We start from the raw sequence: 26,552 nt of genomic DNA on the forward strand, positions 1-26,552 counted from the left end.
CGCTGGCCGAGCTCGCGGCCGCCGAGCGCGACGGCGCCGTGCTGCTGCTGGTCGGCGACGCCGGCATCGGCAAGACGCGGCTGCTGCAGGAGCATCTGGCCGGCCGGGCCGACGCCCTGCACGTGCAGGCCCGGCCCGGCGACGAAGGCGTGCCCTACGCGACGCTGATGCGGCTGCTGCAGCGCCTGGACCCGGCCGAGGCCGAGACGGCGCCGGCGCGTCCCGAGCGCATGCCCGCGCTGCTGCGGCACGCGCTCTTGGCGGCGCAGCGGCAGGCCCTGCGCGTCGTCGCCGTCGATGACCTGCACTTCGCCGACCGCGCGAGCATCGAGACGCTGCTGGCACTGGCCGTTGAACCTGCACTGCGCTGGATCCTCGCCCGGCGGCCGCCGGCCCACGGCGCCGACGACGCCCTGACGGCGCTGCTCGAGAGCGGCGGCACGCGCCGCCTGCTGCTCGGGCCGCTGGAAGCCAGCGACCTTGCCGAGCTGCTGCAGGGTCTGGACGTGGCGCCGCCGCAGTCGCGGGCCCTGGCCGACCAATTGCTGCAGCGCTGCGGCGGCAACCCGCTGTTCGTGCTGGAGACGCTGCGCGCCGCCTGGCGCGACGGCCTGCCCGAAGGCACGCTGCCGGTGCCGCGTGCGCTGGCGCACCTGGTCGAGCTGAGGCTTGCACGGCTGTCGCCCGAGGCGCTGGCGCTGGCCCGCGTGGCGGCCATCGCGACGCCCGACTTCGACCTGCCGCTGGCCGAGCAGGTGCTGGGCGTGCCGGCACTGCGCCTGGCCGGCGCCTGGCACGAGCTGGAGCAGGCTCAGGTGCTGCGCGGCGAGCAGTTCGCGCACGACCTGATCCAGGACGCGGTGCTGGCCGCGATCCCGCAGGTGATCGCCCGGCACACGCACGGCCACGTGGCGGCGGCGCTGGCCGCCAACGGCGCCGCTCCGGCACGTGTCGCGCGGCACTGGCGCGAGGCCGGCCGGCACGCCGAGGCGGCGGCGGCCTTCGAGGCCGCATCGCGGCTCGCGGAAAGGGCCTGCCGGCCTCGCGAGCAGGCAGAACTGCTGGCGGACGCGGCCTACGAGCACGACGCCGCTGGGGACGCCGTCGCGGCCCGGCGGGCGCGCACCTTGCGGCTGGTGCCTGTGCTGCACAGCGGCGCCTGCGCCAACGCGATCGCCGACGGCCGCGCGCTGGTCGAGGACTGCCGCGGCACGCCGCAGGCGGCAGAGGCGCTGGCGGCTCTGGCGCTGGCGCTGATGTGGGACATGCGCCTCGAAGAAGGCCGCGAAGCTGCCATCGCCGCGCTGCACTCGGCCGGCGACGACACGAGCCGCGCCCGCGCCACCGCGCTGCTGGCCCACGGCGAGGCGCTGCGCGGGCGCGTGCACGAGGCGCTGGCGCTGATGCAACCGTGGCGCTCGCGCATCGACCGCGTCGGCGACCGGGCGCTGCAATGCGACTTCCTCGGCAACCTGGCCGCGATCCTGGTGCGCTTGAACCGTGCCATGGAGGCCCGGCCCGTGGCCGAGGCCCACCTCGCGGTGGCCCGCGAGCTGGGCGCCGTCGGCGAGCAGCTGTGCGCGCTGATGAACCTGTCCAACCTGCACGGACGGCAGGGCGAGCTGCAGGCCGCGATCGCCTACGGCCGCGAGGCCGACCGTCTGGCCACCGACGTCGAGCATTCGCGTTCGATCGTCGGCTGGAACCGCGCGACACTCGGCTACTGGCTGGCCGGAGCTGGCCGTTACGACGAGGCGCTGGAACTGCTGGAGACGGCCACCGAGATGCTGGCCGACAACGGCGTCCAGCGCACGGTCGCCCTGGGTCTGACGGGCCGCGTCTGGCTGGCGCTGGGCCAGCCGGCGCGGGCGCACCGCTGCCTGGACGGGATGATGGAGTTCCCGCCCGGCCCGACACGGGCCGGGCAGCAGTTGCTGCGCGCCCAGATCGCCGCGGCGACTGCAGCGGTGCCGCGGGCGCTGCTCGACGACGCCGTGGTGCAGGCACCGCCCGATGACCAAGTCCACCTCGCGGCAGCCGTCGAACTCGCCGCGCTGGATGGCGATGCACAGGCGCTGGCGGCGCTGCAGCGGCGTGCCGAAGCGGCCGAGTTCTTTCCGCTTGCAGCGGAAGCCGCCGCACGCGTGCTCGAGTTCCTGCCGGAAGCCGCCGCCGGCGTGGCCGCCGAACGTGTCGAGCAGCGGGCGCTGGCCGCGCGATCGCCGGCCTACTACCTGCCGGGCCAGCTGCTGCTGTGCGCGCAGGCCTTCCACCGCGCCGGACGCGCCGCCGACACCCGCCGCTGCCTGGACACGGCGCTGGACTGGGTGCACCGCGAGGCCCTGCCCCACGTGCCCGCCCCGTTCGTCGAGGGGTTCCTGCACCGCCAGCCGGTCAACGTGGCCTTGCGCGCCCTGGCGGCGCGGGTAACGCGGCAGTAAGTGCCTCGCCGCTACACCCTGGGAGCCGGATGCCGGCATTCAGGAAGGAGCGCAGCGATGGTTTCCAGTCGTGCACGGGACGTGGGGCGGGTGTGGCTCGCCGCGATGCTGACGGCGGCCCTGGCCGCCTGCGGCGGCGGCGGTGGCAGCGGCGACGACACCAACGTCGTGCCGGCCGGCGCGCCGGTGATCGTGTTTCAGCCGGCGTCGACCCGCGTCGAGGAAGGCCAGCAGGCGCAGTTCGAGGTCAGCGCCAGCGGCACGGCGCCGCTGGTCTACCAGTGGCAGCGCGACGGCCTGGACATCGCGGGCGCGACCGACGATCGCTACACGACGCCGGCGGCGACCGCCGCGGACGATGGCGCGGTGTTCCGTGTCGTGGTCTCCAACGCCGAGGGCAGCACGACCAGCGCCGAGGCCGTGCTGTCGGTCGCGGCGGCCCCGGTGGAGGACGCGCTGACGCTGAGCGGCCCGGCCGCGGACGCGGTCGGGGCCGGCGCGCGCTACGTGCCGGCGAGCGCGTCGGCCTCGGCGCAGGCACCGGCCTGCAACGCGGGCAGCTGCAGCTCGTCGCTGATGCTGATCTGGAGCCGCGGCCCGGGCGACCAGCTGATGGTCACGCTGATGTCCAACGGCGTCGCCGAGCCGGGCGCGACACCGGGCACGCAGGTCAACGCCATCGGCATCACGCTGTCACCCGGGGTCGTCGGCGCGATGGGACTGAACTACGCCTGTGCCGGCGAGGGCTGCAGCCTGCCGGCACTGGGCATCACGCTGGACCGGCAAGCCCGCACGCTGCGCTTCGCCGGCACCCGCGTGCCGGCCTGGACCGGCGGGCCCGAGGTCGTGCTCGACGGCGCGCTGCGCTACTGAACAGGGGGAGGAGGAGCGGGAACGACAAAGGGGCGGCCCTGGGGGCCGCCCCTTCCCGTCTGGTCAACCGTCTGAAACTGGGCTCTCAGCCCTCGCGCGTGAAATCGCGCTCGGGCCTGAGCCTGGCGTGCAAGGCCTTCCCGAACCGCACGTCCCGGCTCAGCCCTCGCGCGTGAAATCGCGCTCGGGCCTGAGCCTGGCGTGCAAGGCCTTCCGGCCTTGCACGTCCCGGCTCAGTCAGCCTGCTTGCGCAGGAAGGCGGGGATCTCGATCTCGTCCATGCCGTTGCTGGCCAGCGCGTCGACCTTGGCCGCGGCCTGGCTGCGGCCGCTGCGCCAGACGCTGGGCGTGTTCAGCCCGGCGTAGTCGTGCGCCGGGGCCGGCGCGGCGGCGCCGAGCGCCGGCTGGGTCAGGATCGGCAGGTTGTCGGTGCCGGTGCGCAGCACCGGCTGCGCGGCCGGCGCCTGCTGCACCACGGCCAGCGGCGGCGCCGGGCGGGTCTCCTGGCGGCGCGCCGAGCTCAGGCCGGTGGCGATGACGGTGACGCGCAGCTGGTCGCCCAGGCTCTCGTCGTAGGCCGTGCCGTAGATGACGTGGGCGTCGTCGGCGGCGTAGCGGCGGATGGTGTTCATCGCGTTGCGGCTCTCGGCGAGCTTGAAGGTCGCCTTGCTCGCGGCGATCAGCACCAGCACGCCGCGTGCGCCCGACAGGTCGATGCCTTCGAGCAGCGGGCAGGCCACCGCAGCGTCGGCGGCCTTGGTCGCGCGATCCGGGCCACCGGCGGTGGCGGTGCCCATCATCGCCTTGCCGGGCTCGCTCATCACCGTCTTCACGTCCTCGAAGTCGACGTTGACGAGGCCGGGGATGTGGATGATGTCGCTGATGCCGCCGACGGCGTTCTTCAGCACGTCGTTGGCGTGCGCGAAGGCCTGGTCCTGCGTCACGTCCTCGCCCATCACGTCGAGCAGCTTCTCGTTGAGCACGACGATCAGGCTGTCGACGTTGGCCTCGAGCTCGCTGACGCCGTCGTCGGCCTGCTTGCCGCGGCGCTTGCCTTCGAACTCGAACGGCTTGGTGACGACGCCGACGGTCAGGATGCCCATCTCCTTGGCGACGCGGGCGATGACCGGCGCGGCGCCGGTGCCGGTGCCGCCGCCCATGCCGGCGGTGATGAACAGCATGTGCGCGCCGCTGATGGCCTCGCGGATGCGGTCGACGGCCTCCTCGGCGGCCGAGCGGCCGACCTCGGGCTTGGCGCCGGCGCCCAGGCCGCTGGTGCCCAGCTGCACGAGCGTCGCCGCGCCGCTGCGGTGCAGGGCCTGCGAGTCGGTGTTGGCGCAGATGAAGTCCACGCCCTGCACGCCCTGGGCGATCATGTGCTCGACGGCATTGCCGCCGCCGCCGCCGACGCCGATCACCTTGATCTGCGTGCCTTGGTCGAATTCCTCGATCATTTCGATGGGCATGTGGAGCCTCCTAGTGAATGCAGTTGCCAGACGGTTGACTTGACGGTTGGAAACGGGACCTCGTCACGGGTCCTCTTCAGAAATTGCCCAGGAACCAGTCCTTGGCGCGGCCGAGCAGCGTCGTCACCGACCCCGCCTGGGCCGCGGCCTTGTGACCGCGTTGCCGTGCCAGACGCGCCTCCTCGAGCAGCCCCATGACGGTGGCCGACCGCGGATTCGCGACCATGTCGCCGAGTGCGGCGTGGTACGTGGGCAGGCCACGCCGCACCGGCTTCAGAAAGATGTCCTCGCCGAGCTCGATCATCCCGGGCATCACCGACGAGCCGCCGGTGATGACGATCCCCGAGGACAGCAGCTCCTCGTAGCCGCTCTCGCGGATGACCTGGTGCACGAGGGTGAAGATCTCCTCGACGCGCGGCTCGATGACGCCGGCCAGCGCCTGCTTGCTGAGCATGCGCGGCGCGCGGTCGCCCAGACCCGGCACCTCGACCTGGTCGGCCGGGTCGGCCAGCAGCTGCTTGGCGACGCCGTGCTCGACCTTGATCTCCTCGGCGTCCTTGGTCGGCGTGCGCAGCGCCATCGCGATGTCGCTGGTGATCAGGTCGCCGGCAATCGGGATCACCGCGGTGTGGCGCACGCTGCCGTCGGTGTAGATCTGCACGTCGGTGGTGCCGGCGCCGATGTCGACGACGGCCACGCCGAGCGACTTCTCGTCGTCGGTCAGCACCGCGGCGGCGCTGGCGCTGGGGTTGAGCACCAGGCGCTCGACCTCCAGGCCGCAGCGGCGCACGCACTTGAGGATGTTCTCGGCCGCGCTCTGGGCGCCGGTCACGATGTGGACCTTGACCTCCAGCCGCGAGCCGCTCATGCCGATCGGCTCCTTGACCTCGTGGCCGTCGATCACGAACTCCTGCGGCTCGACGAGCAGCAGGCGCTGGTCGTTGGGGATGTTGATCGCCTTGGCGGTCTCGACGACACGCGCCACGTCCACCGTCGTCACCTCGCGGTTGTCGCGCACGATGACCATGCCGGTGGAGTTCTGGCCGCGGATGTGGCTGCCGGTGATGCCGGTGTAGACCCGGTCGATCTTGCAGGCGGCCATCATCTCGGCCTCCTTCAAGGCCTGCTGGATGCTCTGCACCGTGGCGTCGATGTTCACGACGACGCCGCGCTTCAGGCCATGCGTCGTCGCGACGCCGAGGCCGGCGACGCGCAGCTCGCCGTCGGGCAGCACTTCGGCGGCGACCACCATGACCTTGGCGGTGCCGATGTCCAGGCCGAAGACGAGATCCTTGTATTCCTTGGCCATGTTGTCCTTCAGTTGATCGTCTTCGTCGTCACGCCACGCAGTCGCACCGCATAGCCGTCGGTGTGGCGCAGGTCGGCGTATTCCAGCGGCGCGCGCCAGCGCGCCGTCACCTCGGGCAGCGTGCGCACGAAGCGCGCGGCGCGCGCGAGCACCTCGTCCTCGCTGCCGCGGCCCAGTTCCAGCGTCGCGCCGCTGTCGAGCTCGACACGCCACGAGCCGCGGTGCGACAGATGCAGCTCGCCGATCGCCGCGTCCAGCGGCTCGAACAGCGGCTGCAGCCGGCGGTACATCGCCAGCACCGAGGCCGCAGCCTCGTCGGGACCGGAGAACGCCGGCAGGCCGTCGTCCTCGACGTCGCCGACATTGGCGTCGAACAGTTCGCCGTAGCTGTTGACGAGGCGGTCGTTGCCGTCGTCGCCCTGCCAGACGGCGGCCGCGCGGTGCTCCTCCAGACGCACCGCCAGCCGGTCGGGCCAGACCCGGCGCACGACCGCGCTGCGCACCCAGGGCACGGCCTCGAAGGCCTCGCGGCCCTGGTCCAGGTCCAGGCTGAAGAAGTTGCCGCGCAGCCGCGGCATCGCGTTGGCGCGGATCGTGTGCACGCTGTTGCGGCCCAGGTCGCCGTCGATCTCGACGGCGTGGATCGTGAACAGCGGCGCGCGCGAGAGCCAGGCCACGCCGGCGGCCAGCAGCGCCGCGCCGGCGAGCACGAACACCCCGGCCGCGACGCCGTTCATCAGGCGCACGTCGACCGGTTGTTCGGCCAGCGGCAGGGCTGGGGCGCGGCTCATGGTCGTCTCAGGTCCCCGGGTGGTCCAGCGCGGCGCACTCGAGCACGTGCACGCACAGCTGTTCGTAGCTCAGGCCGGCCACGCGCGCGGCCAGCGGCACCAGCGAGTGGCTGGTCATGCCCGGGCTGGTGTTCATCTCCAGCAGGAAGGGCTTGCGGTCGCTGGCGCGGATCATCAGGTCGGCGCGGCCCCAGCCGCGGCAGCCGAGCAGGCGGTAGGCGGCCAGCGTCAGGCGCTGGATCTCGGCCTCCTCGGCCGGCGGCAGGCCGCTCGGGCAGTGGTAGCCGGTCTCCTCGGAGAAGTACTTGTGCTCGAAGTCGTAGTTGCCGCCCGGCGCGACGATGCGGATCACCGGCAGCGCCCGCGCCGAGGCGCCGTCGCCGAGCACCGCGCAGGTGACTTCCTCGCCGTCGATGAACTCCTCGCAGAGCACGTCGGCGTCGTACTCGGACGCCAGCTTCACCGCGTCCTGCATCTCGGAGTAGCCGGCGACCTTGGTGATGCCGATCGACGAGCCCTCGCGCGGCGGCTTGACGATCAGCGGCAGGCCGAGCTGGTCGGGCACGGCGACGACGTGCTCGCGCGCCTGGCGCTCGGGCGCGAGCCAGGCCCAGCGCGGCGTCGGCAGCCCTTCGGCGGCCCAGATGCGCTTGGTCATCACCTTGTCCATCGCGATCGCGCTGGCCATCACGCCGGAGCCGGTGTAGGGGATGCGCAGCAGCTCCAGCGCGCCCTGCACCGTGCCGTCCTCGCCGTGGCGGCCGTGAAGCGCGATGAAGGCACGTTCGAAGCCGGCGTGCTTGAGTTCGGCCAGCTCGCGCTCGGCCGGGTCGAACGGGTGCGCGTCGACGCCGGCGCGGCGCAGCGCCTCGAGCACGCCGTTGCCCGACATCAGCGACACCTGCCGCTCGGCGCTCGAGCCGCCCATCAGGACGGCGACCTTGCCCAGGGGGTTCATGCCACGGCTCCTTGCGTCAGTTCCACGACCTTCTGCGGCACGCCGCCCATCGACCCCGCGCCCATCGCGATGACCACGTCGCCGTCCTGCGCGAACTCGGCGATCGCCTGCGGCAGCTCGGCGATGGCGTCGACGAACACCGGGTCGACCTTGCCGGCGACGCGCAGCGCACGGGCCAGCGCGCGGCCGTCGGCGGCGACGATCGGCGCCTCGCCGGCGGCGTAGACCTCGGTCAGCAGCACCGCGTCGGCGCTGCCCATGACCTTGACGAAGTCCTCGAAGCAGTCGCGCGTGCGGGTGTAGCGGTGCGGCTGGAAGGCCAGCACCAGGCGCCGGCCCGGGAAGGCGCCGCGCGCCGCGGCGACCACCGCCGCCATCTCGGCCGGGTGGTGGCCGTAGTCGTCGATCAGCGTGAAGCTGCCGCCGCCGCGCGCCGCCGACACCGGCAGCTCGCCCCAGCGCTGGAAGCGCCGGCCGACGCCGGTGAAGCCGGCCAGCGCACGCACCGTCGGCTCGTCGGGCAGCTCCAGCTCCATCGCCACGGCGATCGCGGCCAGCGCGTTGCAGACGTTGTGCACGCCGGGCAGGTTCAGCGTGATCGACAGGTCGGGCAGCGCGACGCCGTTGCGGCGCTGGGCGGTGAACCGCATGCGCCCGCCGGGCAGCGCCTCGACGTCGACGGCGCGCACCTGCACGTCCTCGCCGAGGCCGTAGCTGACGACCGGGCGCGACAGCATCGGCATGATCGCGCGCACGCCGGGGTCGTCGCCGCAGACGATGGCCGCGCCGTAGAACGGCATGCGGTGGATGAAGTCGACGAAGGCCGAACGCAGCCGCGACAGGTCGTGGCCGTAGGTCTCCATGTGGTCGGCGTCGATGTTGGTGACGACGGCCATGATCGGCATCAGGTTCAGGAACGAGGCGTCGCTCTCGTCGGCCTCGACGACGATGTACTCGCCCGAACCGAGGCGCGAGTTGGCGCCGGCGCTCAGCAGCTTGCCGCCGATGACGAAGGTCGGGTCGCGGCCGGCTTCGGCGAGCACGCTGGCGACCAGCGAGGTCGTCGTCGTCTTGCCGTGCGTGCCGGCGATGGCGATGCCGCGGCGCAGGCGCATCAGCTCGGCCAGCATCACCGCGCGCGGCACGACCGGGATGCGGCGCGCACGGGCGGTGATGACCTCGGGGTTGTCGCCCTTCACCGCGGTCGAGATGACGACGGCGTCGGCGCCCTCGATGTTGGCGGCGTCGTGGCCGATGGCGATGCGCAGGCCCAGCGCGGCCAGGCGCTCGGTGGTCGCGCTGGCGGCCTGGTCGCTGCCGGTGACGCGGTAGCCCAGGTTGTGCAGGATCTCGGCGATGCCGCTCATGCCGGCGCCGCCGACGCCGACGAAGTGGATCTGCTTGACCGCGTGTTTCATCGCTTGCTCAGGTTCTCGATCAGGTCCGCCACACGCGCGGCCGCCTGCGGGCGGGCCAGCGCGCGGGCGCGGTCGGCCATCGCGGCGAGCGCGGCGCGGTCCAGCGCGCGCAGCTCGTCGGCGAGGCGTTCGGGGTTCAGTTCGGATTGCGGCAGGTGCCTGGCGGCACCCCGGGCGGCCATCATCTCGGCGTTGTCACGCTGGTGCGAGGTCGTGCTGACGATCAGCGGCACCAGGATCGATGCAACGCCGGCGGCGCACAGTTCGCTGACCGTGATCGCGCCGGCACGGCACAGCATCAGGTCGCACTCGGCCAGGCGGCGCGGCATGTCGTCGATGAACGGCAGCACCTCGGCGTCGACGCCGGCCGCGGCGTAGGCGGCCTTCACGGCGTCGAGTTGGGCGGCGCCGGTCTGGTGGGTGACGAGCGGACGCTCGTGCGGCGCCAGCCGGGCAAGCGCCTGCGGCACGGTCTCGTTGAGCACCTTGGCGCCCAGGCTGCCGCCGACGACGAGCAGCTTCAGCGCGCCGCTGCGGCCGGCATAACGTTCGGCCGGCGCCGGCAGCGCCTCGATCTCGGCGCGCACCGGGTTGCCGGTGACGACGGCGTTCTTCGTCGATTGCGCCGCCGCGCCGTCGAAGCCGAAGGCGACGCGGTCGGCCACCGGCAGCAGCGAGCGGTTGGACAGCAGCATCGCGGCGTCGGCGTTGACCAGCACCAGCGGCTTGGACAGCAGCGAAGCCATCAGCCCGCCGGGGAAGCAGACGTAGCCGCCCATGCCGAGCACGGCGTCGGCGCGGCGCCGGCGCAGGATGCCCAGGCAGTCGGCGAAGGCCTTCAGCAGGCGCAGGCCGCCGGTCAGCGCGCCCATCGCGCCCTTGCCGCGCAGGCCGGCGAAGCCGATCGTGTCCAGCGTGATGCCGGTCGGGGGCACCAGCTTGTTCTCCATGCCGGTCTTCGTGCCCAGCCAGCTCACGGTCCAGCCGCGGCGCTGCATCTCGCGCGCGACGGCGATGCCGGGAATGACGTGGCCGCCGGTGCCGGCCGCCATCACGACGAGGTGGCGCCCGCTCATACGCGGCCTCCGCGCATCAGGCTGCGGTTCTCCACATCGACGCGCACCACGATCGCCAGCGCGACGAGGTTCATCAGGATCGCCGAGCCGCCGTAGCTCATCAGCGGCAGCGTCAGGCCCTTGGTCGGCAGCACGCCGAGGTTCACGCCCATGTTGATGAAGGCCTGGCCGCCCATCCAGATGCCGACGCCCTGCACCATCAGCCCGGCGAAGACGCGGTCCAGCGCGATCGCCTGACGGCCGATGACGAAGATGCGCCGCGTCAGCCAGAAGAACAGCGCGATGACCGAGGCGACGCCGACGAAACCCAGCTCCTCGCCGATGACGGCGAGCAGGAAGTCGGTGTGCGCCTCGGGCAGGTAGTGCAGCTTCTCGACGCTGGCGCCCAGCCCCTGGCCGAAGAGCTCGCCGCGGCCGAAGGCGATCAGCGAGTGCGTCAGCTGGTAGGCCTTGCCCTGGGCGTAGGCCGGGTCCCAGGGGTTCAGGTAGGCCAGGATGCGCTCGCGGCGCAGGTCGTCGAAGGCGATGATCGTCGCGAAGGTGCCGACCAGCACCGCGGCGATCAGGAAGAACATGCGGCCGTTGACGCCGCCCAGGAACAGGATGCCCATGGCCACCGTCGCGATGACGATGAAGGCGCCCATGTCGGGCTGGCGCAGCAGCAGCGCGCCGATGAAGGCCACCGCGACGACCATCGGCCAGACGGCACGGAAGAAGTTCTCCTTCACGTCCATCTTGCGCACCATGTAGCTGGCCGCGTACATGGCGATCGTGATCTTCGCCAGCTCCGAGGGCTGGAAGTTCATGATGCCCAGCGGGATCCAGCGGCGCGAGTTGTTGACCACCTTGCCGACGAAGGGCAGCAGCACCAGCACCAGCAGCACCAGCGAGACGACGAAGATCTTCTCGGCGTGTTTCTCCCAGAACGACACCGGCACCTGCACGACGGCGAACGCGACCACCGCGCCCAGCGCCAGCGCGAAGACGTGGCGCGTCAGGAAGTACGAGGACGAGTAGTTGGCGAACTTCGGGTTGTCGGGCAGCGCGATCGAGGCCGAATAGACCATCACCAGGCCGAGCAGCAGCAGCGTCGCGACGACGGCGACGAAGCTCTGGTCGAAGGCGCGCAGCGTCGCCGGGCGGCCGCCGGCGGCGACGCGGTCGCGCACCGGCAGCGTGCCGACGCTCTCGCGCCGGGCCGCCCACCATTCGCGGATCGCGCCGACGGCCTTCATGCCTGGCCCTTCTCCGCGGCCAGCGCCTGCACCGCGGCGGCGAAGACCTCGGCGCGGTGGGCGTAGTTGCGGAACATGTCCATGCTGGCGCAGGCCGGGCTCAGCAGCACGGCGTCGCCCGGCTGGGCCTGCTCGAAGCACCAGGCGACGGCGGCCTCCAGCGTGGCGTGGCGCGCCAGCACCGGGCCGCGCACGTGCGGCTCGATGGCCGGCGCGTCGCGGCCGATGGTCGCCACGGCACGCGCCCAGCGCGCCAGCGGTGCGGCCAGCGGCGCGAAATCCTGGCCCTTGCCGTCGCCGCCGAGGATGACGACGAGCCTGGCCGGCGCCTTGTCGGCGCCCAGGCCGTCGAGCGCGGCGACGGTGGCGCCGACGTTCGTGCCCTTGCTGTCGTCGAAAGCCTCGACCTCGCCGACGTTGCCGATCCACTGCACGCGGTGCGGCTCGCCGGCGTAGTCGCGCAGGCCGTGCAGCAAGGAGCTGAGCGGGCAGCCGATGGCCGTGGCCAGCGCCAGCGCGGCCAGCGCGTTGGCGGCGTTGTGGCGGCCGCGGATGCGCAGCGCGTCGGCCGGCATCAGGCGCTGCAGGTGGATCTCGTGGTCCTCGTCGCGGCGCAGCTTGACGGTCTCGTCGGCCGGCAGCGCCCGCACCAGCCAGGCCATGCCGTTCTCGACGACCAGGCCCCAGTCGCCGGGGCGGCGCGGCGCGTCCAGGCCGAAACGCTGCACGCTGCGGCCCACCGGCTTGTTGCGGCCCTTGGCCGGCGGCGGCGGCGGCACCATGGCCTCGACCAGCGGGTCGTCGCGGTTGATGACCATCACCGCGTCGCGGCCGAAGACGCGCGCCTTGGCCGCGGCGTAGGCCTCCATCGAGCCGTGCCAGTCCAGGTGGTCCTGGGTGACGTTGAGCACCGCGGCGGCGGCCGGCTCGAAGCCGCTGACGCCGTCGAGCTGGAAGCTGGAGAGCTCGAGCACCCAGACCTCGGGCAGCTCGTCCAGCCGCGCGGCCAGCGTGTCGAGCATCGTCGGGCCGATGTTGCCGGCCAGCACGACGCTGCGCCCGGCACGTTCGACGAGCAGCCCGGTCAGCGTCGTCGTCGTCGTCTTGCCGTTGGTGCCGGTGATCGCGATGACCTGCGGCGCGTAGCCGCGTTCGGCCTTCAGCGCGGCCAGCGCCTCGGCGAACAGGTCGAGCTCGCCCTGCACCGGCAGGCCGCGGAACCGCGCCTCCTGCAGCACCGCGGCGATGCGCGCGTCGTGCGGCGCCAGCCCGGGGCTCTTCAGCACGCGCGCGGCGCCCTCGACGGCCTCGCGCGGCAGCGCGCCCGACAGCAGCTCGGCGCCGGGGCAGTGCTCGCGCAGCGCGGCGACGCCGGGCGGGTTCTCGCGCGAGTCCCAGACGCGCACGCGCGCACCGTGGCGCGCGCACCAGCGCGCCATCGCCAGCCCGGAGTCGCCGAGGCCGAGCACGAGGACGGAGCGGTCGTGCAGGTCCATCGTGCTCACCGCAGCTTCAGGCTGGCCAGGCCGACCAGGCACAGCAGCATCGTGATGATCCAGAAGCGCACCACGACCTGGCTCTCGGTCCAGCCCTTCTTCTCGTAGTGGTGGTGCAGCGGCGCCATCAGGAAGATGCGCCGGCCCTCGCCGTAGCGCTTCTTCGTGTACTTGAACCAGGCGACCTGGGCCATCACCGACAGCGCCTCGGCGACGAAGATGCCGCCCATGATCCCGAGCACGATCTCCTGGCGCGTGATGACGGCGATCGTGCCCAGCGCGCCGCCCAGCGCCAGCGCGCCGACGTCGCCCATGAAGACCTGCGCCGGGTTGGCGTTGAACCACAGGAAGGCCAGCCCCGCGCCGGCCAGCGCGGCGCAGAACACCAGCAGCTCGCCGGCGCCCGGGATGTAGGGCAGCAGCAGGTAGCGCGAGAACACCGAGTTGCCGGTGACGTAGGCGAAGACGCCCAGCGCCGAGCCGACCAGCACCACCGGCATGATCGCCAGCCCGTCCAGGCCGTCGGTGAAGTTGACGGCGTTGCTGGCGCCGACGATGACGAACCAGGTCAGCGCGATGAAGCCGAACACGCCCAGCGGGTAGCTCACCGTCTTGAAGAACGGCACGATCAGGTCGGCCTTGGGCGGCAGGTCGTTGGAGAAGCCGCTCGTCACCCAGCGCACGAACAGCTCCAGCACGCGCAGGTTCGAGGTCTCGGAGACGCTGAACGCGAGGTAGACCGCGGCGAACAGGCCGATCAGCGTCTGCCAGAAGAACTTCTCGCGCGAGCGCATGCCTTCCGGGTCCTTGCGCACGACCTTGCGGTAGTCGTCGGCCCAGCCGATGGCGCCGAAGCCGAAGGTCACGATCATCACGACCCAGACGAAGCGGTTGCTCCAGTCGAACCACAGCAGCGTCGACACCGCGATGCCCAGCAGCACCAGCACGCCGCCCATCGTCGGCGTGCCGCGTTTGCCGAGGTGGGTCTGCACGCCGTACTCGCGGATCGGCTGGCCGATCTTCATCTCGGTCAGCCGGCGGATGACCCAGGGGCCCAGCGCCAGGCCGATCAAGAGCGCCGTCATCGCCGCGAGCACCGCGCGGAACGTGAGGTACTGGAAGACGCGCAGGAAACCCAGCTCGTCCGGGAACAGCGAGAGGAGCCACTGGCTGAGGGTGAGCAGCATCAGCGCACCCCTTCCTTCAACGCGCGCACGACCTGCTCCATCCGCATGAACCGGGAACCCTTGACCAGCACCGACGCGGCCTGCGGCGCGTCGGCGAGCGCGGCGACCAGCGCCGGCGTGTTGTCGAAATGACGATCGGCGCCGACGTGGCGCGACAGCGTGCCGGCGGTCCAGACCGTCTCGATGCCGGCGGCCCGCGCCGCGGCGCCGACCTCGGCATGGAACTCGGGGCCGCGCTCGCCGACCTCGCCCATGTCGCCCAGCACCAGCCAGCGCGGGCCGGGCAGCGCCGCCAGCACGGCGACGGCGGCCAGCGCCGAGTCGGGGTTGGCGTTGTAGCTGTCGTCCACCAGCGTGATCTCGCCGTGCGCCGTGGCCAGGCGCGCGGCCTGCGAACGCCCGGCCACCGGCTGGAAGGCCGTCAGGCCGGCGGCGATGGCCGCCGGCGCGACACCCGCGGCCAGCGCGCAGGCCGCGGCGGCGAGCGCGTTCTTCACGTTGTGCCGGCCGGCGACGGCCAGCGTGGTGACCAGCGGGCCGGCCGGCGTCGCCATCTCGACGCGCCAGCGATCACCCTGCCAGGTGGCGCGGGCCGTCAGGTCGGCGGCGCCGTCGAGCGCGAAGGTGATCGTGCGGCGCGCACCGGCCAGCTCGCGCCACAGCGGCGTGTAGTCGTCGTCGGCCGGGAACACGGCGACGCCGTCGGGCGGCAGCATCGCGATCGCCTGGCCGTTCTCGCGCGCCACGGCCTCGACCGTGGCCATGAACTCCTGGTGCTCGCGCTGGGCGTTGTTGACGAGCGCGATCGTCGGCCGGGCGATGGCCGCCAGCTCGGCGATCTCGCCGGGGTGGTTCATGCCCAGCTCGACGACGCCGGCGGCATGCGCCGGCTCCAGCCCGAGCAGCGTCAGCGGCACGCCGATGTGGTTGTTCAGGTTGCCGCGCGTGGCGAAGGCGGCGTCGCCGTGCGCGGCACGCAGGATCGCGGCGACCATCTGCGTGACCGTCGTCTTGCCGTTGCTGCCGGTGACGGCGACCAGCGGCAGCGTGAAACGCGCGCGCCAGCCGGCGGCCAGCTGCTGCAGCGCGGCCAGCGCATCGGGCACCTGCAGGCCGGGCAGCGCATCGGACAGGCCGTGTTCGGCGATCGCCGCGACGGCGCCGGCCTCGCGCGCGGACGCGAGGAACTCGTGGCCGTCGAAACGTTCGCCGCGCAGCGCGACGAACAGGTCGCCGGGCTGCAGCGTGCGCGTGTCGGTGTGCACGCGCGCGAACGCCGTCGTGCCTTCGCCGACCAGCGTCGCGCCGGGCACGAACGGCAGCGCCTGGGCCAGCGTCGACCTCATCCGCGCACCTCCGTGCGGCGCGCCAGCGCGGCACGCGCCTCGGTCTCGTCGGAGAACGGGCGGCGCACGCCCTTGATCTCCTGGTAGTCCTCGTGGCCCTTGCCGGCCAGCAGCACGACGTCGCCCGGCGCGGCGTTGGCGACCGCATAGGCGATCGCCTCGTGGCGGTCCTCGATGACGTCGACCTCGTCGTGGCCGGCGACGCCGGCCAGGATCTGCGACAGGATGAAACACGGCGCTTCGTCGCGCGGGTTGTCGCTGGTGGCGACGACGCGGTCGGCCAGGCGCGCGGCGATGGCGCCCATCAGCGGGCGCTTGGTGGCGTCGCGGTTGCCGCCGCAGCCGAACACGCACCACAGCCGGCCGCCACGCGCGGCCGCCAGCGGGCGCAGCGCCTGCAGCACCTTCTCCAGCGCGTCGGGCGTGTGGGCGTAGTCGACGACGACCTCGACGTGCTCGCCGGGCACCCGCTGCATGCGCCCGGGCACCGGCGTCAGCGCCGGCACGACGGCCGCGGCGTCGGCCAGCGCCACGCCCAGCGCGCGCAGGCCGCCGAGCACGGCCAGCAGGTTGTGCACGTTGTACTCGCCGATCAGCGTGCTGCGCACCTCGACGGCGGCGTCGCCTTCGTGCAGCGTGAAGGCCAAGCCGCCGTCGACATAACGCACGTCGCGCGCCACGAGGCGCGCCGCGCCGTTCACGGCGTAGGTCCAGACGTCCAGCGCCAACGGCTCGGCGGCCAGCCGCGCGCCCTGCTCGTCGTCGACGTTGATCACCGCGGCCTTCAGCCCCGGCCAGGCGAACAGGCGGCGCTTGGCCTCCCAGTACGCGGCCATCGTGCCGTGGTAGTCGAGGTGGTCGCGCGTGAAGTTGGTGAACAGCGCGACGTCGATCTCGGCGGCGTCCAGGCGGTGCTCGACGATGCCGATCGACGAGGCCTCCAGCGCGCAGGCGGCGAAACCCTGGTCGACGAAGCCGCGGAAGGCGGCATGCAGCGTCACCGGGTCGGGCGTCGTCAGGCCCGTGGCGCGCACCGCGCCGGGCTCGCCGACACCCAGCGTGCCCATCACGCCGCAGCGCTGCCCCAGGCGGGTCAGCGCCTGCGCGGTCCACCAGGCGGTCGAGGTCTTGCCGTTGGTGCCGGTCGTGGCGACGAGCTTCAGCCGCTGGCTCGGGTGCTCGAAATAGGCGTGGGCGATGTCGCCGGTGACGGCCTTCAGGTCGGGCAGCGTCGCGACACGCGCGTCCTCGAAGCCGAAGGCCTCGACGCCGTCGAGCTCGACCAGGCAGGTCGACGCGCCGGCGTCCAGCGCCTGCTGGACGAAGCGGCGGCCGTCGTTGGCGTAACCCGGCCAGGCGATGAAGGCGTCGCCGGGCTGCACGAGGCGGCTGTCGGTGCGCAGCGTGCCGGTGACCCAGGACGAGAGCCAGCGGGCGGCGGCCTCGGGGGACTTCAGGCGCGTCAGCGGCATGCGGCCTCCCCGGTGACGACGAAGGGCTGGGACGGGATCTGCATCAGAAGCTTTCCTGCTCGGCGGCGGCCGGATCGGCGACGATCTGCGCCTGCACCGGGATGTCCGGCGGCACGCCCATCATGCGCAGCGTGTTCTGCACGACCTGGCTGAAAACCGGTCCGGCGACGGCGCCGCCGTAGAACACGCCCTTGCTCGGTTCGTCGACCATCACCGCGACGACGATGCGCGGCGAGGAGATCGGCGCGATGCCGACGAACCAGGAGCGGTACTTGTTGGTGTAGCCCTTGCCTTCCTGCTTGCGCGCGGTGCCGGACTTGCCCCCCGTGGAGTAGCCGATCGCCGCCGCGGCGGTGGCGGTGCCGCCGGGCTGGGTCACCAGGCCCAGCATCGCGCGCATCGTGCGCGCGGTCTCGGGCTCGAACACCTTGACGCCGGCGACCGGGCCGTCCTGGCGCAGCATCGACACCGGCACGATGTCGCCGTCGCGGGCGTAGACGGTGTAGGCGCGCGCGATCTGCAGCAGGCTCGCCGACAGGCCGTAGCCGTAGCTCATCGTCGCCTGCTCGATCGGGCGCCAGGTCTTGTACGGGCGCAGCCGGCCGGTGACGGCGCCGGGGAAGTCGATCTGCGGCTTCTGCCCCAGGCCGATCGCCGAGAACACCTCCCACATCTCGCGCGGCTGCATCTGCATCGCCATCTTGACGGTGCCGACGTTGCTCGACTTCTGGATCACCTGGGCGACGGTCAGCGCGCCGTGCGGGTGCGAGTCGCGGATCGTCGAGCCGGTGATCGTGATCGTGCCGGGCGCGGTGTCGATGACGGTCGACGGCGACACGCGGCCGGTCTCCATCGCCAGGCTGGCGACGAAGGGTTTCATCGTCGAGCCGGGCTCGAAGGTGTCGGTCAGCGCGCGGTTGCGCAGCTGCGCGCCGCTGAGGTTGCGGCGCTGCCCCGGGTCGTAGCTCGGGTAGTTGGCCAGCGCCAGCACCTCGCCGGTCAGCGCGTCCAGCACGACGACGCTTCCGGCCTTGGCGCCGTGCTGGGCGACGGCGTCGCGCACGCGCTGGTAGGCGTAGAACTGGACCTTGGAGTCCAGCGCCAGCTGCACGTCGCGGCCGTCGAGCGCGGCGGTCTGGTCGCCGATGTCCTCGACAACGCGGCCCAGGCGGTCGCGCACCACGGCGCGCAGGCCGTCGCGGCCCTGCAGCTCCTTGTCGAAACGCAGCTCGATGCCTTCCTGGCCGCGCTCCTCGACGTTGGTGAAGCCGACGACGTGCGCCGCCGACTCGCCCTCGGGGTAGCTGCGCTTGTACTCGCGCACCTGGTAGACGCCCTTCAGGCCCATGGCCTTGACCTTGTCCCAGGTGGCGTCGTCGGCCTGGCGGCGCAGCCAGACGAAGTTGGGGTTGCCGGCCAGCCGCGTGTCGAGCTCGGTCGGCGACATGCCCAGCGCACGTGCCAGCGCACGGCGCTCGCCGCCGTCGGCCTGGAAGTCCTTGGGGATGGCCCAGATCGACGGCGACGGCACGCTCGACGCCAGCACCAGGCCGTTGCGGTCGAGCACGCGGCCGCGGCTGGCCTGCAGCGACAGCGTGTGCGCGTAACGCTTCTCGCCCTGCTTCTGATAGAAGTCGTTGCCGACGACCTGCACCCAGACGGCGCGCCCGAGCAGCAGCGCGAACGACAGCGCGACCATCGCGACGACGAAACGCGAGCGCCACGGCGGCGTCTTGCTCGCCAGCAGCGGGCTGGTGGCGTAGTTGACGCTGCGCACGCTGGCGCCGCCGTTCTTGCGCCGCCCGATCATCGAGCGCCCCCGGAGGCGGCCGGCGCCGCGCCGTCGCCGACGTACTGCGTCACCGCCGGCGTGGCCGGGCGCATCGCCAGCTTCTCGCGTGCGACACGCTCGACGCGCAGGTTGGTCGCCTGCGCCTGGCGCTCGGCGTCCAGGCGCTTGTAGTCGGCCTCGAGCTGGAACTGCTCGTTCTTCGCCCGGTCCAGCGCCGCGAACAGGCGCCGGCTCTCGTAGGCGTTGCGCACCAGCGCGAAGGCGCTGCCCAGCAGCAGCACCAGCAGCACGGCGTTGAGCAGCTTGCTCATGCCGGCACCTCGGTGCGTTCGGCCACGCGCATCACCGCCGAGCGCGCGCGCGGGTTGGCGCGCACTTCGTCGTCGCCCGGCTTGACGCGGGCGAGGGCCTTGAGCTTGAGCGCCCGCGGCGGCGCCATCGGCGCACGCCGGTCGAACTCGTCGCGGCTCTCGCGCGTGATGAAGTTCTTGACGATGCGGTCTTCGAGCGAATGGAAGCTGATGACGACCAGACGGCCGCCCGGCGCGAGCAGCTGCAGCGCGGCGCTCAGTCCCTGTTCGAGCGCCTCAAGCTCGGCGTTGACGAAAATCCGAAGAGCCTGAAATGTGCGCGTTGCAGGGTCCTGGCCCGGCTCGCGGGTTTTGACTGCACGAGCCACGAGCGCGGAAAGCTCCCCGGTGGTTCGAAGCTGATCCCCGCCCTGCCGGCGAGCAACAACCGCCTTTGCAATCTGTAGAGCAAACCGTTCTTCCCCATAGTCGCGGATCACCTGTGCGATGTGGCGCTCGTCGGCGCGGGCCAGGAAGTCCGCGGCGGTCTCGCCGCGGGTCGTGTCCATGCGCATGTCCAGCGGCGCGTCGAAGCGGAAGCTGAAGCCGCGCTCGGGCGTGTCGATCTGCGGCGAGCTGACGCCCAGGTCGAGCAGCACACCCTGCACCTGCCCGACGCCGCGTGCGGCGAGTTCCTCGCGCATCGCGCCGAAGCTGGCGTGGCAGATCGTGAAACGGGGGTCGTCGATCGCCGCCGCGGCGGCGATGGCCTCGGGGTCGCGATCGAACGCGAGCACCCGCGCGCGCGGCGACAGCGCGGCCAGCAGCGCACGCGTGTGGCCGCCGCGGCCGAAGGTGCCGTCGACGTAGAGGCCGTCCGCCTGCGTCACGAGGGCCTCGACGGCCTCGGCGAGCAAGACGGTCGTGTGGGCGCGACCCGTCTGCGTCACGGCGGTCATCCTGCGACCTGGTTCTGCAGCTCTTCGGGCATGCCGCTGGCGATCGTCTGCGCCTCGGCCGCCTCGTAGCGGGCCTTGTCCCACAATTCGAACTTGTCGCCGACGCCCATGAAGACGACCTCGCGCTCCAGCCCGGCCCAGGCCCGAAGTTCGGGCGGCACCAGCACGCGCGAGGCGGCGTCGATCTCGACTTCCGTGGCCGAACCGATGAACACGCGCCGCCACCCTTCGTACTTCAGCGGCAGACGCACGAGCTCGGCCTCGAACGCGTCCCAGACGGGACGCGGGTACAGCGTCAGGCAGCCGGCGTGGTTCTTCGCGACCACCATCTGCCCCTGGACGGTGGACATCAGCACGTCACGCCAACGCGCCGGGACGGTGACCCGTCCCTTCGCGTCCAGCGTGAGCACCGGACCCCCTCGGAAGGCAAATGCAGCCACGAAACCCCACAGAAATCTACTTTTCTGCACTCTACCTGAGCGCCGGGCTCGGGGTCAATGGCGCGGAAGCGTAAAAATTCAGTGGAATCAAGGACTTACCGACGCTCTCGCAAGGACTTTTGCAGCCGGAAAGTGCTTCAGAATGAAGGACTTGCAAGCCTCACTGAAAGTGGTTTGTGAGCGACGCCGGGCTTGACGGCCGCGGCAGCGCTGCAGTGGGGGAAGGTGGATCTCCCCCACGATTCCACACCCGCCCGGGCCGGGCGCCGGGACGCGAGGGCCGCGTGGTGGGGCGGCAACCCGCCGCCGCCGGGCGCCGGAGAGCCCTGCCGGAGCGGGCCCAAGCGCCTGCGGCCACCGCCCCGGGGCCATACTCGCGCCGCCCGTGACCGCACCGAACCGATGACCTGGCAGAACCAAGACCCGCTGTACCGCCTGCGCCATGCCCTCGTCGGGCTGACGATCGCCGTCGTGCTGTCGGTGCCCGCCGCGGCGCTGCTCGGGCGCTGGATCGGCGACCTGGTCGCCGACGACTACGCCTGGCGCGCCGGCACCTACGCGGCGCTGCTGGCCTACGTCGTCGCCGGGGCGGTGGTGCTGTTCATGAAGGTCGCGCGCCACGAGACGCGGCCGGTGTCGGCCGGGCGCGTGGCGCTGTGGTTCGCCAGCCTGTGGCTGTGGCCGGCCTTGCTGCTGCTGCGCCGCCGCGGCGGCGGCGACCTCAGCGGGACTGCTTGATCAGCCGCCCCGAGGACGGCTGCACCGGCCGCGCGTTCATCGGATAGAGCCGCGCGAAGATGTCGATCTGCTCCTGCGACACCGCCACCGGCTGGCGCATGACGATCCACAGCACGCCTTCGGTGCACGGCGGCGTCGTCAGCGAGCCCATGTAGGTGTAGTAGCCACGATCGGCGGGCAGCAGCTGGGCCAGGTCGATCGCGCCGGAAGCCCGCGCCTCGTCGTGCTTCTCCAGCGGCAGGTTGTTCCACACCGACTGGACCACCGGCTGCTCCTCGCCACGCTGCAGCAGCACCGCGACGACGGCCAGCCGGCCTTCCGGGTCCCGGTGCACCAGGTGCGCGACCATCTCGCTCTGGCGGCCGTCGATGCGCTCCTCCGACGGGCGGTGGAAGTGGAACTGTTGCAGCTCGTAGCGACGCCCGCCGACGGCGATGACGTTGCCCGGGCCGACGTTGACCTGCACCGTGTGGCCGTTGTCCAGCACCGCGAAGCCGGCCGGCCGGTAGTCGAAGACGATCTCCTCGAGGTCGACGGCGATGCCGCCGCGGATGTCGATCGGGCTCTGGCGCTGGCCCCGCGCGCACAGGCCGAACTCGGGCCGCAGCGCGCCCCAGCGCGCCGGGCCGCCCTCGCCGGTGTAGTTCCAGTGGATCTCGGGGGCCGGCACCGGCTCGGGGCGCGGGCGCGGCGCGGGCTTGCGCGCCGCCGGCGCGTCGCCCGGCACCCGCGACGAGATGCGCAGCACGTTGCCCGGGGTGTCGGGCGCCTTCATCGCGCCGAGCTTCTCGGCCAGGCGCTCGCGCACGCGATCCAGCGGGTCCAGCGGCTCGGCCTCGGGGGCCGCGCTGGCCGCCGCCTTGGCGGGCGGCGCGCCCCGCTCGGACGCCCGCGACGGCGGCGCGAACAGCAGCGCCGCGGCCACGGGCAGCACCGCCCAGGCGTACCAGGCAGGGTTTGCGGCAGGGCGGACGGCAGCGGGGCGGGAACGGTTCATGCGGGGTCTCCGCCCCGGATATCGGCCGCCGCGGGGCCGCGCTTGAATCACCCCAGGCGCGGCCGGACCCAGAACCAGGCGACGATGCCCACCGCCATCAGCGCGAACGAGGCCAGCGCCAGCGTCGCCGTCGAGTGCATCACCAGCGGCGCCACGACGCCGGCGACCAGCGCGTTGGCGGCGCTGCCGACGCAGGACTGCACCGAAGACGCCATGCCGCGGCGCTCGGGCACCAGGTCCAGCACCATCAGCGTGACCACCGGCACCATCAGCGCCCAGCCGAACGAGAAGACGCCGATCAGCGGCATCGCCCACCAGGCCTCGGCCTTGAACACCAGGTTCAGGCCGACGTTGAGCACCGACACCACGGCCATGATCGTGAAACCGTAGCGGATCTGGCGATGCGGCCCGAGCTTGCCGGCGGCGCGCCCGGAGGCCCAGGCGCCGCCCATGATCCCGCCGATCGTGAACAGGAAGAACCAGAAGAACTGCTGTGGCGCCAGCCCCAGGTGCTCGCCGACGAACACCGGCGCCGACAGCACGTACAGGAACATGCCGTTGAACGGCACGCCGCTGGCGAAGACCAGCGCCATGAAACGCGCGCTGCGCACCATGTCCCAGTAGCCGCGCAGCAGCGGCACCGGGTGGAAGGACTGGCGCGCGTCGGCATGCAGCGTCTCGGGCAGCCAGCGCCAGTTGGCCGCCCACAGCGCCGCGCCGATCAGCACCAGCAGCCAGAAGATCGAATGCCAGTCGGCGTGCACGAACAGGAAGCCGCCGATCATCGGCGCGATGGCCGGTGCGACGCCGAAGTAGATCGTCACCTGCGACATCACGCGCTGCGCGTCGGCCGGCGGGAACATGTCGCGGATGATGGCGCGCGAGACGACGACGCCGGCGCCGGCCGACATGCCCTGGATCGCGCGGAAGAACACCAGCCAGCCGATCGACGGCGACAGCGCGCAGCCCAGCGAGGCCAGCGTGAACAGGCCCAGGCCGGCCAGCACCACCGGCCGGCGGCCGAAGCTGTCAGCCAGCGCGCCGTGGAACAGGTTCATCAGCGCGAAGCCGGCGAGGTAGGCCGACAGCGTCTGCTGCATCTGCACCGGCGTCGCGTCGAGCGAGCGCGCGATGCCGGCGAAGGCCGGCAGGTAGGTGTCGATCGAGAACGGCCCCAGCATGCCCAGGCAGGCCAGCAGCACGGCCAGCGCCCAGCGCGGGCCGCGCCAGAGTCGGGGCGCGTCGGGATTCATCGGGGCGGCGAAAAGCCGGCGAGTCTATCGACGGCGTCGTGAGCCTGCCCGTCCAGGGGCAAGCACGGCACCCGGCGACGTCGCGCCGGGCGAAAGGAAAAAGTGTGAAGCGAACCGATAGGCCGGATTCTGTGCACCGCGCCTCTTTCAAGGCGCGGCGTGACCGCCATTCCTCTTGGCCGTGGATCGCTCCACGGCTCGGTGCCACCTACCCGCCGGCTCCGCAGGCGACATCATCGCCGGCCTATTCGGTGTTGCTGCGCGTAGAGATTGCCCGTTTCACCCCGGGCGGACTTGCATCCGCCCGGACTCGTCTCTGTTGCTCTAATCCTCACCTCGCGGTGGACAGCCGTTAGCTGCTACGCTGCCTTGTGCAGTCCGGACCTTCCTCCCGTGCGGCGTTTCCGCTGATGCACCGGCGGCGGTCTGGTCCGCTTCACCGTGCCATTATCCCCGGAGAGCAAGAATGAGAGCCGACAACGTCCTGGCCACCATCGGCAACACGCCGCACGTCCGCATCAACCGCCTGTTCGGCGGCACGCACGAGGTGTGGGTCAAGTGCGAGCGCGCCAACCCCGGCGGCTCGGTCAAGGACCGCATCGCGCTGGCGATGGTCGAGGACGCCGAGCGCTCGGGTGCGCTGAAGGCCGGCGGCACGATCGTCGAGCCGACCTCGGGCAACACCGGCATCGGCCTGGCGATGGTCGCCGCGGTCAAGGGCTACAAGCTGATCCTGGTGATGCCCGACAGCATGAGCGTCGAGCGCCGCCGCCTGATGCTGGCCTACGGCGCCAGCTTCGAGCTGACGCCGCGCGAGAAGGGCATGAAGGGCTCGATCGCGCGCGCCCAGGAGCTCGTCGCCGAGATCCCCGGCGCCTGGATGCCGCAGCAGTTCGAGAACCCGGCCAACATCGACGTGCACGTGCGCACCACGGCCGAGGAGATCGCACGCGACTTCCCCGAAGGTCTGGACGCGCTGATCACCGGCGTCGGCACCGGCGGCCACCTGAGCGGCTGCGCCCAGGTGCTGAAGGCGCGCTGGCCGAAGCTGAAGGTCTTCGCCGTCGAGCCGAGCGCCAGCCCGGTGATCAGCGGCGGCCAGCCCTCGCCGCACCCGATCCAGGGCATCGGCGCCGGCTTCGTGCCGAAGAACCTGAGGACCGAACGGCTCGACGGCGTGATCCAGGTCGAGGCCGAGGCGGCACGCGAGATGGCGCGCCGCAGCGCGCGCGAGGAAGGCCTGCTGGTCGGCATTTCCAGCGGCGCGACGCTGGCGGCGATCGCGCAGAAGCTGCCCGAGCTGCCGGCCGGCGCCCGCGTGCTCGGCTTCAACTACGACACCGGCGAGCGCTACCTGTCGATCGACGGTTTCCTGCCCGCCTGAGCGCCCTGCCCCGCTGAATGACGAAGCCCCCGCGTGCGGGGGCTTTCTTGTTTCTAGGCCTCGAGGGCCGGCGCGGCGGCCGCCTGGATCGGCGGCACCGGCAGCGGCACCATGTCCTCGGGCTGCGCCGAGGCCGGCACCAGCACGACCTTGGGGGCCCACCAGTGCGCGAGGCCGACGCCGGCGGCCACCGCCGCGATCCAGCCCAGCACCCACCAGCGCATCTTCATGGCGGCAGTATGCGGCGGCGCGCGGCGCCCGGGCAAGGCGGCTTACTGGGCCTGCTGCAGCGCGCGGATGCGCTCCTCGATCGGCGGGTGGCTGGAGAACAGCGCCATGAAGCCGCCCGGCTTGCCGTTGATGCCCATCGCCTGCACCTGCTGCGGCAGCTGGCCCGGCTCGAGGCCGCCCAGACGCGCCAGCGCGTTGATCATCGGCTGCTTGCGGCCCATCAGCTGGGCGGCGCCGGCGTCGGCGCGGAACTCGCGGGCGCGCGAGAACCAGGCCACGATGATCGCCGCCAGCACACCCAGCGCGATGTCGAGCACGATGGTCGTCGCGTAGTAGCCGATGCCCGGGCCTTCGCGGTCGTTCTTCAGGATCACGCGGTCGACGAAGTAGCCGACGACACGCGACAGGAACACGACGAAGGTGTTCATCACGCCCTGGATCAGCGTCATCGTGACCATGTCGCCGTTGGCGATGTGCGCGACCTCGTGGCCGATGACGGCCTCGGCCTCCTCGCGCGTCATGCTCTGCAGCAGCCCGGTCGACACCGCGACCAGCGCCGAGTTCTTGAACGCGCCGGTGGCGAAGGCGTTGGGCTCGCCCGGGTAGATCGCGACCTCGGGCATGCCGATGCCGGCCTTCTGGGCGAAACGCTCGACGGTGCCGACGATCCAGCGGTGCGTCGGGTCCTGGGAGTTGTTGATGACCTGGGCGCCGGTGCTCATCTTGGCCATCGGCTTGCTCATCAGCAGCGAGATGATCGCGCCGCCGAAACCGAAGATGGCCGCGAACGCGAGCAGCGAGCCCAGGTTCAGGCCGTTGGCCGTCATGAAGCGGTTGACGCCCAGCACGCTGGCCGTGATGCCCAGCACCAGCATCACCGCCAGGTTGGTCAGAACGAACAGCATCACTCGTTTCATCGTCGTAGCGCCTTTTCCGCGTTGGCGGGAATAGTCCAAACAGCCGCGCATGTTAGGGCGCGGCCCTGCGATTCAAGACTTGCCCCCGGAGGACCGGGGGCTTGGCCGGGGGATCAGCCTTCGATCGGGCGCAGCCGCACCTTGTTCGGCTGGCCGGCCGGCAGCAGCTCGAAGCGCTCGGCATGCGGCGCGAAGAAGCGTGTCGACGACGCGCGCGGGCCCAGCAGCTCGGCGTCGCGCAGGCGTTCGGCGGCCAGGCGCAGTTCCACCGCGTCGCCGCGCAGCAGTTCGGGCAGCGCGGCGAGGATCTGGCGGATCTCGTCGGGGTAGGCCGCAGCCGGCGCGGGCGCCGCCCGCGGAGGCCGGGGCGCCGGCTTCGGCGCCGGCTCGGGCGCGGAGACTGGAGCCGCCGCGGCAGCGGGTTCGCCGGCAGGCTCGGCCGCGGGCTCGACGGTCTTGCGCCGGCGCGGCGCGCGGCGCGGG

23 protein-coding genes, 1 other RNA gene and 1 pseudogene are annotated in these 26,552 nt (G+C 72.2%); 4 read left to right on the forward strand and 21 right to left on the reverse strand.

The genetic code is table 11. The features are described 5' to 3' along the window. A partial coding sequence (locus RBXJA2T_RS14020) for an AAA family ATPase (RefSeq protein ID WP_039956739.1) occupies positions 1-2,441 on the forward strand: 2,441 nt, incomplete at its 5' end. Between the two features lie 57 nt (positions 2,442-2,498). Next, the gene (locus RBXJA2T_RS19545; protein ID WP_157998581.1) at positions 2,499-3,314 is read left to right on the forward strand and encodes an immunoglobulin domain-containing protein; all 816 of its coding nucleotides are present in this window, start codon (positions 2,499-2,501) and stop codon (positions 3,312-3,314) included. 233 nt (positions 3,315-3,547) lie between these two features. Here the strand turns inward: RBXJA2T_RS19545 and ftsZ are convergent, their stop codons facing one another. The 15 genes from ftsZ to mraZ form a co-directional block, all read right to left on the reverse strand. Next, positions 3,548-4,780: a cell division protein FtsZ gene (ftsZ, locus tag RBXJA2T_RS14030; RefSeq protein ID WP_009858060.1), complete on the reverse strand. Its 1,233-nt coding sequence runs from the start codon at positions 4,778-4,780 to the stop codon at positions 3,548-3,550. A gap of 76 nt (positions 4,781-4,856) precedes the next feature. Then, complete coding sequence (gene ftsA, locus RBXJA2T_RS14035) at positions 4,857-6,089, reverse strand: cell division protein FtsA (RefSeq protein WP_009858061.1); 1,233 nt, start codon at positions 6,087-6,089, stop codon at positions 4,857-4,859. An 8-nt stretch (positions 6,090-6,097) separates the two neighbouring features. Next, positions 6,098-6,880, reverse strand: a complete 783-nt coding sequence (locus tag RBXJA2T_RS14040) for a cell division protein FtsQ/DivIB (RefSeq protein WP_009858062.1) — start codon at positions 6,878-6,880, stop codon at positions 6,098-6,100. A 7-nt stretch (positions 6,881-6,887) separates the two neighbouring features. After that, positions 6,888-7,838: a D-alanine--D-alanine ligase gene (locus RBXJA2T_RS14045; protein WP_009858063.1), complete on the reverse strand. Its 951-nt coding sequence runs from the start codon at positions 7,836-7,838 to the stop codon at positions 6,888-6,890. After that, complete coding sequence (gene murC / locus RBXJA2T_RS14050) at positions 7,835-9,256, reverse strand: UDP-N-acetylmuramate--L-alanine ligase (protein WP_009858064.1); 1,422 nt, start codon at positions 9,254-9,256, stop codon at positions 7,835-7,837. Before murC ends, RBXJA2T_RS14045 begins: the two co-directional genes overlap by 4 nt. Further along, a complete protein-coding gene (gene murG, locus RBXJA2T_RS14055) occupies positions 9,253-10,332 on the reverse strand; it encodes an undecaprenyldiphospho-muramoylpentapeptide beta-N-acetylglucosaminyltransferase (protein ID WP_009858065.1) in 1,080 nt (359 codons plus the stop codon). Before murG ends, murC begins: the two co-directional genes overlap by 4 nt. Then, positions 10,329-11,567: a putative lipid II flippase FtsW gene (ftsW, locus tag RBXJA2T_RS14060; RefSeq protein WP_009858066.1), complete on the reverse strand. Its 1,239-nt coding sequence runs from the start codon at positions 11,565-11,567 to the stop codon at positions 10,329-10,331. Before ftsW ends, murG begins: the two co-directional genes overlap by 4 nt. Then, the gene (murD, locus tag RBXJA2T_RS14065) at positions 11,564-13,063 is read right to left on the reverse strand and encodes a UDP-N-acetylmuramoyl-L-alanine--D-glutamate ligase (RefSeq protein ID WP_009858067.1); all 1,500 of its coding nucleotides are present in this window, start codon (positions 13,061-13,063) and stop codon (positions 11,564-11,566) included. Before murD ends, ftsW begins: the two co-directional genes overlap by 4 nt. A 5-nt stretch (positions 13,064-13,068) precedes the next feature. Next, the gene (mraY, locus tag RBXJA2T_RS14070) at positions 13,069-14,250 is read right to left on the reverse strand and encodes a phospho-N-acetylmuramoyl-pentapeptide-transferase (protein ID WP_009858068.1); all 1,182 of its coding nucleotides are present in this window, start codon (positions 14,248-14,250) and stop codon (positions 13,069-13,071) included. Further along, a complete protein-coding gene (locus tag RBXJA2T_RS14075; protein ID WP_009858069.1) occupies positions 14,250-15,596 on the reverse strand; it encodes a UDP-N-acetylmuramoyl-tripeptide--D-alanyl-D-alanine ligase in 1,347 nt (448 codons plus the stop codon). Before RBXJA2T_RS14075 ends, mraY begins: the two co-directional genes overlap by 1 nt. Continuing rightward, entirely contained in the window at positions 15,593-17,068 is a 1,476-nt protein-coding gene (locus RBXJA2T_RS14080) for a UDP-N-acetylmuramoyl-L-alanyl-D-glutamate--2,6-diaminopimelate ligase (protein ID WP_009858070.1), read from the reverse strand. The genes RBXJA2T_RS14075 and RBXJA2T_RS14080 overlap by 4 nt, the downstream gene beginning before the upstream one ends. Before the next feature lie 43 nt (positions 17,069-17,111). Further along, positions 17,112-18,878 (reverse strand): peptidoglycan D,D-transpeptidase FtsI family protein, encoded by a 1,767-nt coding sequence (locus tag RBXJA2T_RS14085; protein ID WP_009858071.1) that lies wholly within the window; start codon positions 18,876-18,878, stop codon positions 17,112-17,114. After that, entirely contained in the window at positions 18,875-19,171 is a 297-nt protein-coding gene (gene ftsL, locus RBXJA2T_RS14090) for a cell division protein FtsL (RefSeq protein WP_009858072.1), read from the reverse strand. The genes RBXJA2T_RS14085 and ftsL overlap by 4 nt, the downstream gene beginning before the upstream one ends. Beyond that, on the reverse strand, positions 19,168-20,109 hold the full coding sequence (gene rsmH / locus RBXJA2T_RS14095; protein ID WP_009858073.1) for a 16S rRNA (cytosine(1402)-N(4))-methyltransferase RsmH: 942 nt from the start codon (positions 20,107-20,109) through the stop codon (positions 19,168-19,170). The genes ftsL and rsmH overlap by 4 nt, the downstream gene beginning before the upstream one ends. Continuing rightward, entirely contained in the window at positions 20,106-20,579 is a 474-nt protein-coding gene (gene mraZ / locus RBXJA2T_RS14100) for a division/cell wall cluster transcriptional repressor MraZ (RefSeq protein ID WP_500690870.1), read from the reverse strand. Before mraZ ends, rsmH begins: the two co-directional genes overlap by 4 nt. A 372-nt stretch (positions 20,580-20,951) precedes the next feature. Between mraZ and RBXJA2T_RS14105 the strand changes: the two genes are divergently transcribed. Continuing rightward, a complete protein-coding gene (locus tag RBXJA2T_RS14105; RefSeq protein ID WP_009858075.1) occupies positions 20,952-21,287 on the forward strand; it encodes a hypothetical protein in 336 nt (111 codons plus the stop codon). Here the strand turns inward: RBXJA2T_RS14105 and RBXJA2T_RS14110 are convergent. The 3 genes from RBXJA2T_RS14110 to rnpB form a co-directional block, all read right to left on the reverse strand. Next, positions 21,271-22,284 (reverse strand): carbonic anhydrase, encoded by a 1,014-nt coding sequence (locus RBXJA2T_RS14110; RefSeq protein ID WP_230761081.1) that lies wholly within the window; start codon positions 22,282-22,284, stop codon positions 21,271-21,273. The two genes, RBXJA2T_RS14105 and RBXJA2T_RS14110, sit on opposite strands and share 17 nt — an antisense overlap. 47 nt (positions 22,285-22,331) lie before the next feature. Continuing rightward, positions 22,332-23,537, reverse strand: coding sequence for a multidrug effflux MFS transporter (locus tag RBXJA2T_RS14115; protein ID WP_009858077.1), 1,206 nt, complete (start codon positions 23,535-23,537; stop codon positions 22,332-22,334). A 102-nt stretch (positions 23,538-23,639) separates the two neighbouring features. Then, an RNA gene (gene rnpB, locus RBXJA2T_RS19550) (RNase P RNA component class A) lies at positions 23,640-23,975 on the reverse strand. A 28-nt stretch (positions 23,976-24,003) separates the two neighbouring features. On the opposite strand from rnpB, the gene cysK reads away from it, so the two are divergent. Then, positions 24,004-24,921 carry a cysteine synthase A gene (gene cysK, locus RBXJA2T_RS14120; RefSeq protein WP_009858078.1) on the forward strand — a complete coding sequence of 306 codons (918 nt, stop codon included), beginning with the start codon at positions 24,004-24,006 and terminating at the stop codon, positions 24,919-24,921. Between the two features lie 53 nt (positions 24,922-24,974). Here cysK and RBXJA2T_RS20535 read toward each other — a convergent pair whose 3' ends face one another. The 3 genes and pseudogenes from RBXJA2T_RS20535 to RBXJA2T_RS20410 form a co-directional block, all read right to left on the reverse strand. After that, a complete protein-coding gene (locus RBXJA2T_RS20535; RefSeq protein ID WP_009858079.1) occupies positions 24,975-25,151 on the reverse strand; it encodes a hypothetical protein in 177 nt (58 codons plus the stop codon). Between the two features lie 42 nt (positions 25,152-25,193). After that, positions 25,194-26,069, reverse strand: a complete 876-nt coding sequence (gene htpX, locus RBXJA2T_RS14125; RefSeq protein ID WP_029718672.1) for a protease HtpX — start codon at positions 26,067-26,069, stop codon at positions 25,194-25,196. Positions 26,070-26,182: 113 nt separating this feature from the next. Continuing rightward, positions 26,183-26,552, reverse strand: a pseudogene (locus RBXJA2T_RS20410) (hypothetical protein); the annotation flags it as partial.

The sequence above is a fragment of the Rubrivivax benzoatilyticus JA2 = ATCC BAA-35 genome (genome assembly GCF_000190375.1).
Lineage (GTDB): Bacteria > Pseudomonadota > Gammaproteobacteria > Burkholderiales > Burkholderiaceae_C > Rubrivivax > Rubrivivax benzoatilyticus.

Bases quoted from the DNA above. Each gene is read 5' to 3' on its own strand.
- RBXJA2T_RS14080 (WP_009858070.1), bottom strand. From the start codon at position 17,068: ATGCCGCTGACGCGCCTGAAGTCCCCCGAGGCCGCCGCCCGCTGGCTC.
- RBXJA2T_RS14115 (WP_009858077.1), bottom strand. From the start codon at position 23,537: ATGAATCCCGACGCGCCCCGACTCTGGCGCGGCCCGCGCTGGGCGCTG.
- murD (WP_009858067.1), bottom strand. From the start codon at position 13,063: ATGGACCTGCACGACCGCTCCGTCCTCGTGCTCGGCCTCGGCGACTCC.
- RBXJA2T_RS14110 (WP_230761081.1), bottom strand. From the start codon at position 22,284: ATGAACCGTTCCCGCCCCGCTGCCGTCCGCCCTGCCGCAAACCCTGCC.
- ftsL (WP_009858072.1), bottom strand. From the start codon at position 19,171: ATGAGCAAGCTGCTCAACGCCGTGCTGCTGGTGCTGCTGCTGGGCAGC.
- RBXJA2T_RS14040 (WP_009858062.1), bottom strand. From the start codon at position 6,880: ATGAGCCGCGCCCCAGCCCTGCCGCTGGCCGAACAACCGGTCGACGTG.
- RBXJA2T_RS14085 (WP_009858071.1), bottom strand. From the start codon at position 18,878: ATGATCGGGCGGCGCAAGAACGGCGGCGCCAGCGTGCGCAGCGTCAAC.
- RBXJA2T_RS19545 (WP_157998581.1), top strand. From the start codon at position 2,499: ATGGTTTCCAGTCGTGCACGGGACGTGGGGCGGGTGTGGCTCGCCGCG.
- RBXJA2T_RS20535 (WP_009858079.1), bottom strand. From the start codon at position 25,151: ATGAAGATGCGCTGGTGGGTGCTGGGCTGGATCGCGGCGGTGGCCGCC.
- RBXJA2T_RS14105 (WP_009858075.1), top strand. From the start codon at position 20,952: ATGACCTGGCAGAACCAAGACCCGCTGTACCGCCTGCGCCATGCCCTC.
- RBXJA2T_RS14045 (WP_009858063.1), bottom strand. From the start codon at position 7,838: ATGAACCCCCTGGGCAAGGTCGCCGTCCTGATGGGCGGCTCGAGCGCC.
- RBXJA2T_RS14075 (WP_009858069.1), bottom strand. From the start codon at position 15,596: ATGAGGTCGACGCTGGCCCAGGCGCTGCCGTTCGTGCCCGGCGCGACG.
- ftsW (WP_009858066.1), bottom strand. From the start codon at position 11,567: ATGAAGGCCGTCGGCGCGATCCGCGAATGGTGGGCGGCCCGGCGCGAG.
- murC (WP_009858064.1), bottom strand. From the start codon at position 9,256: ATGAAACACGCGGTCAAGCAGATCCACTTCGTCGGCGTCGGCGGCGCC.
- ftsA (WP_009858061.1), bottom strand. From the start codon at position 6,089: ATGGCCAAGGAATACAAGGATCTCGTCTTCGGCCTGGACATCGGCACC.
- murG (WP_009858065.1), bottom strand. From the start codon at position 10,332: ATGAGCGGGCGCCACCTCGTCGTGATGGCGGCCGGCACCGGCGGCCAC.
- rsmH (WP_009858073.1), bottom strand. From the start codon at position 20,109: ATGACCGCCGTGACGCAGACGGGTCGCGCCCACACGACCGTCTTGCTC.
- cysK (WP_009858078.1), top strand. From the start codon at position 24,004: ATGAGAGCCGACAACGTCCTGGCCACCATCGGCAACACGCCGCACGTC.
- htpX (WP_029718672.1), bottom strand. From the start codon at position 26,069: ATGAAACGAGTGATGCTGTTCGTTCTGACCAACCTGGCGGTGATGCTG.
- ftsZ (WP_009858060.1), bottom strand. From the start codon at position 4,780: ATGCCCATCGAAATGATCGAGGAATTCGACCAAGGCACGCAGATCAAG.
- mraY (WP_009858068.1), bottom strand. From the start codon at position 14,250: ATGCTGCTCACCCTCAGCCAGTGGCTCCTCTCGCTGTTCCCGGACGAG.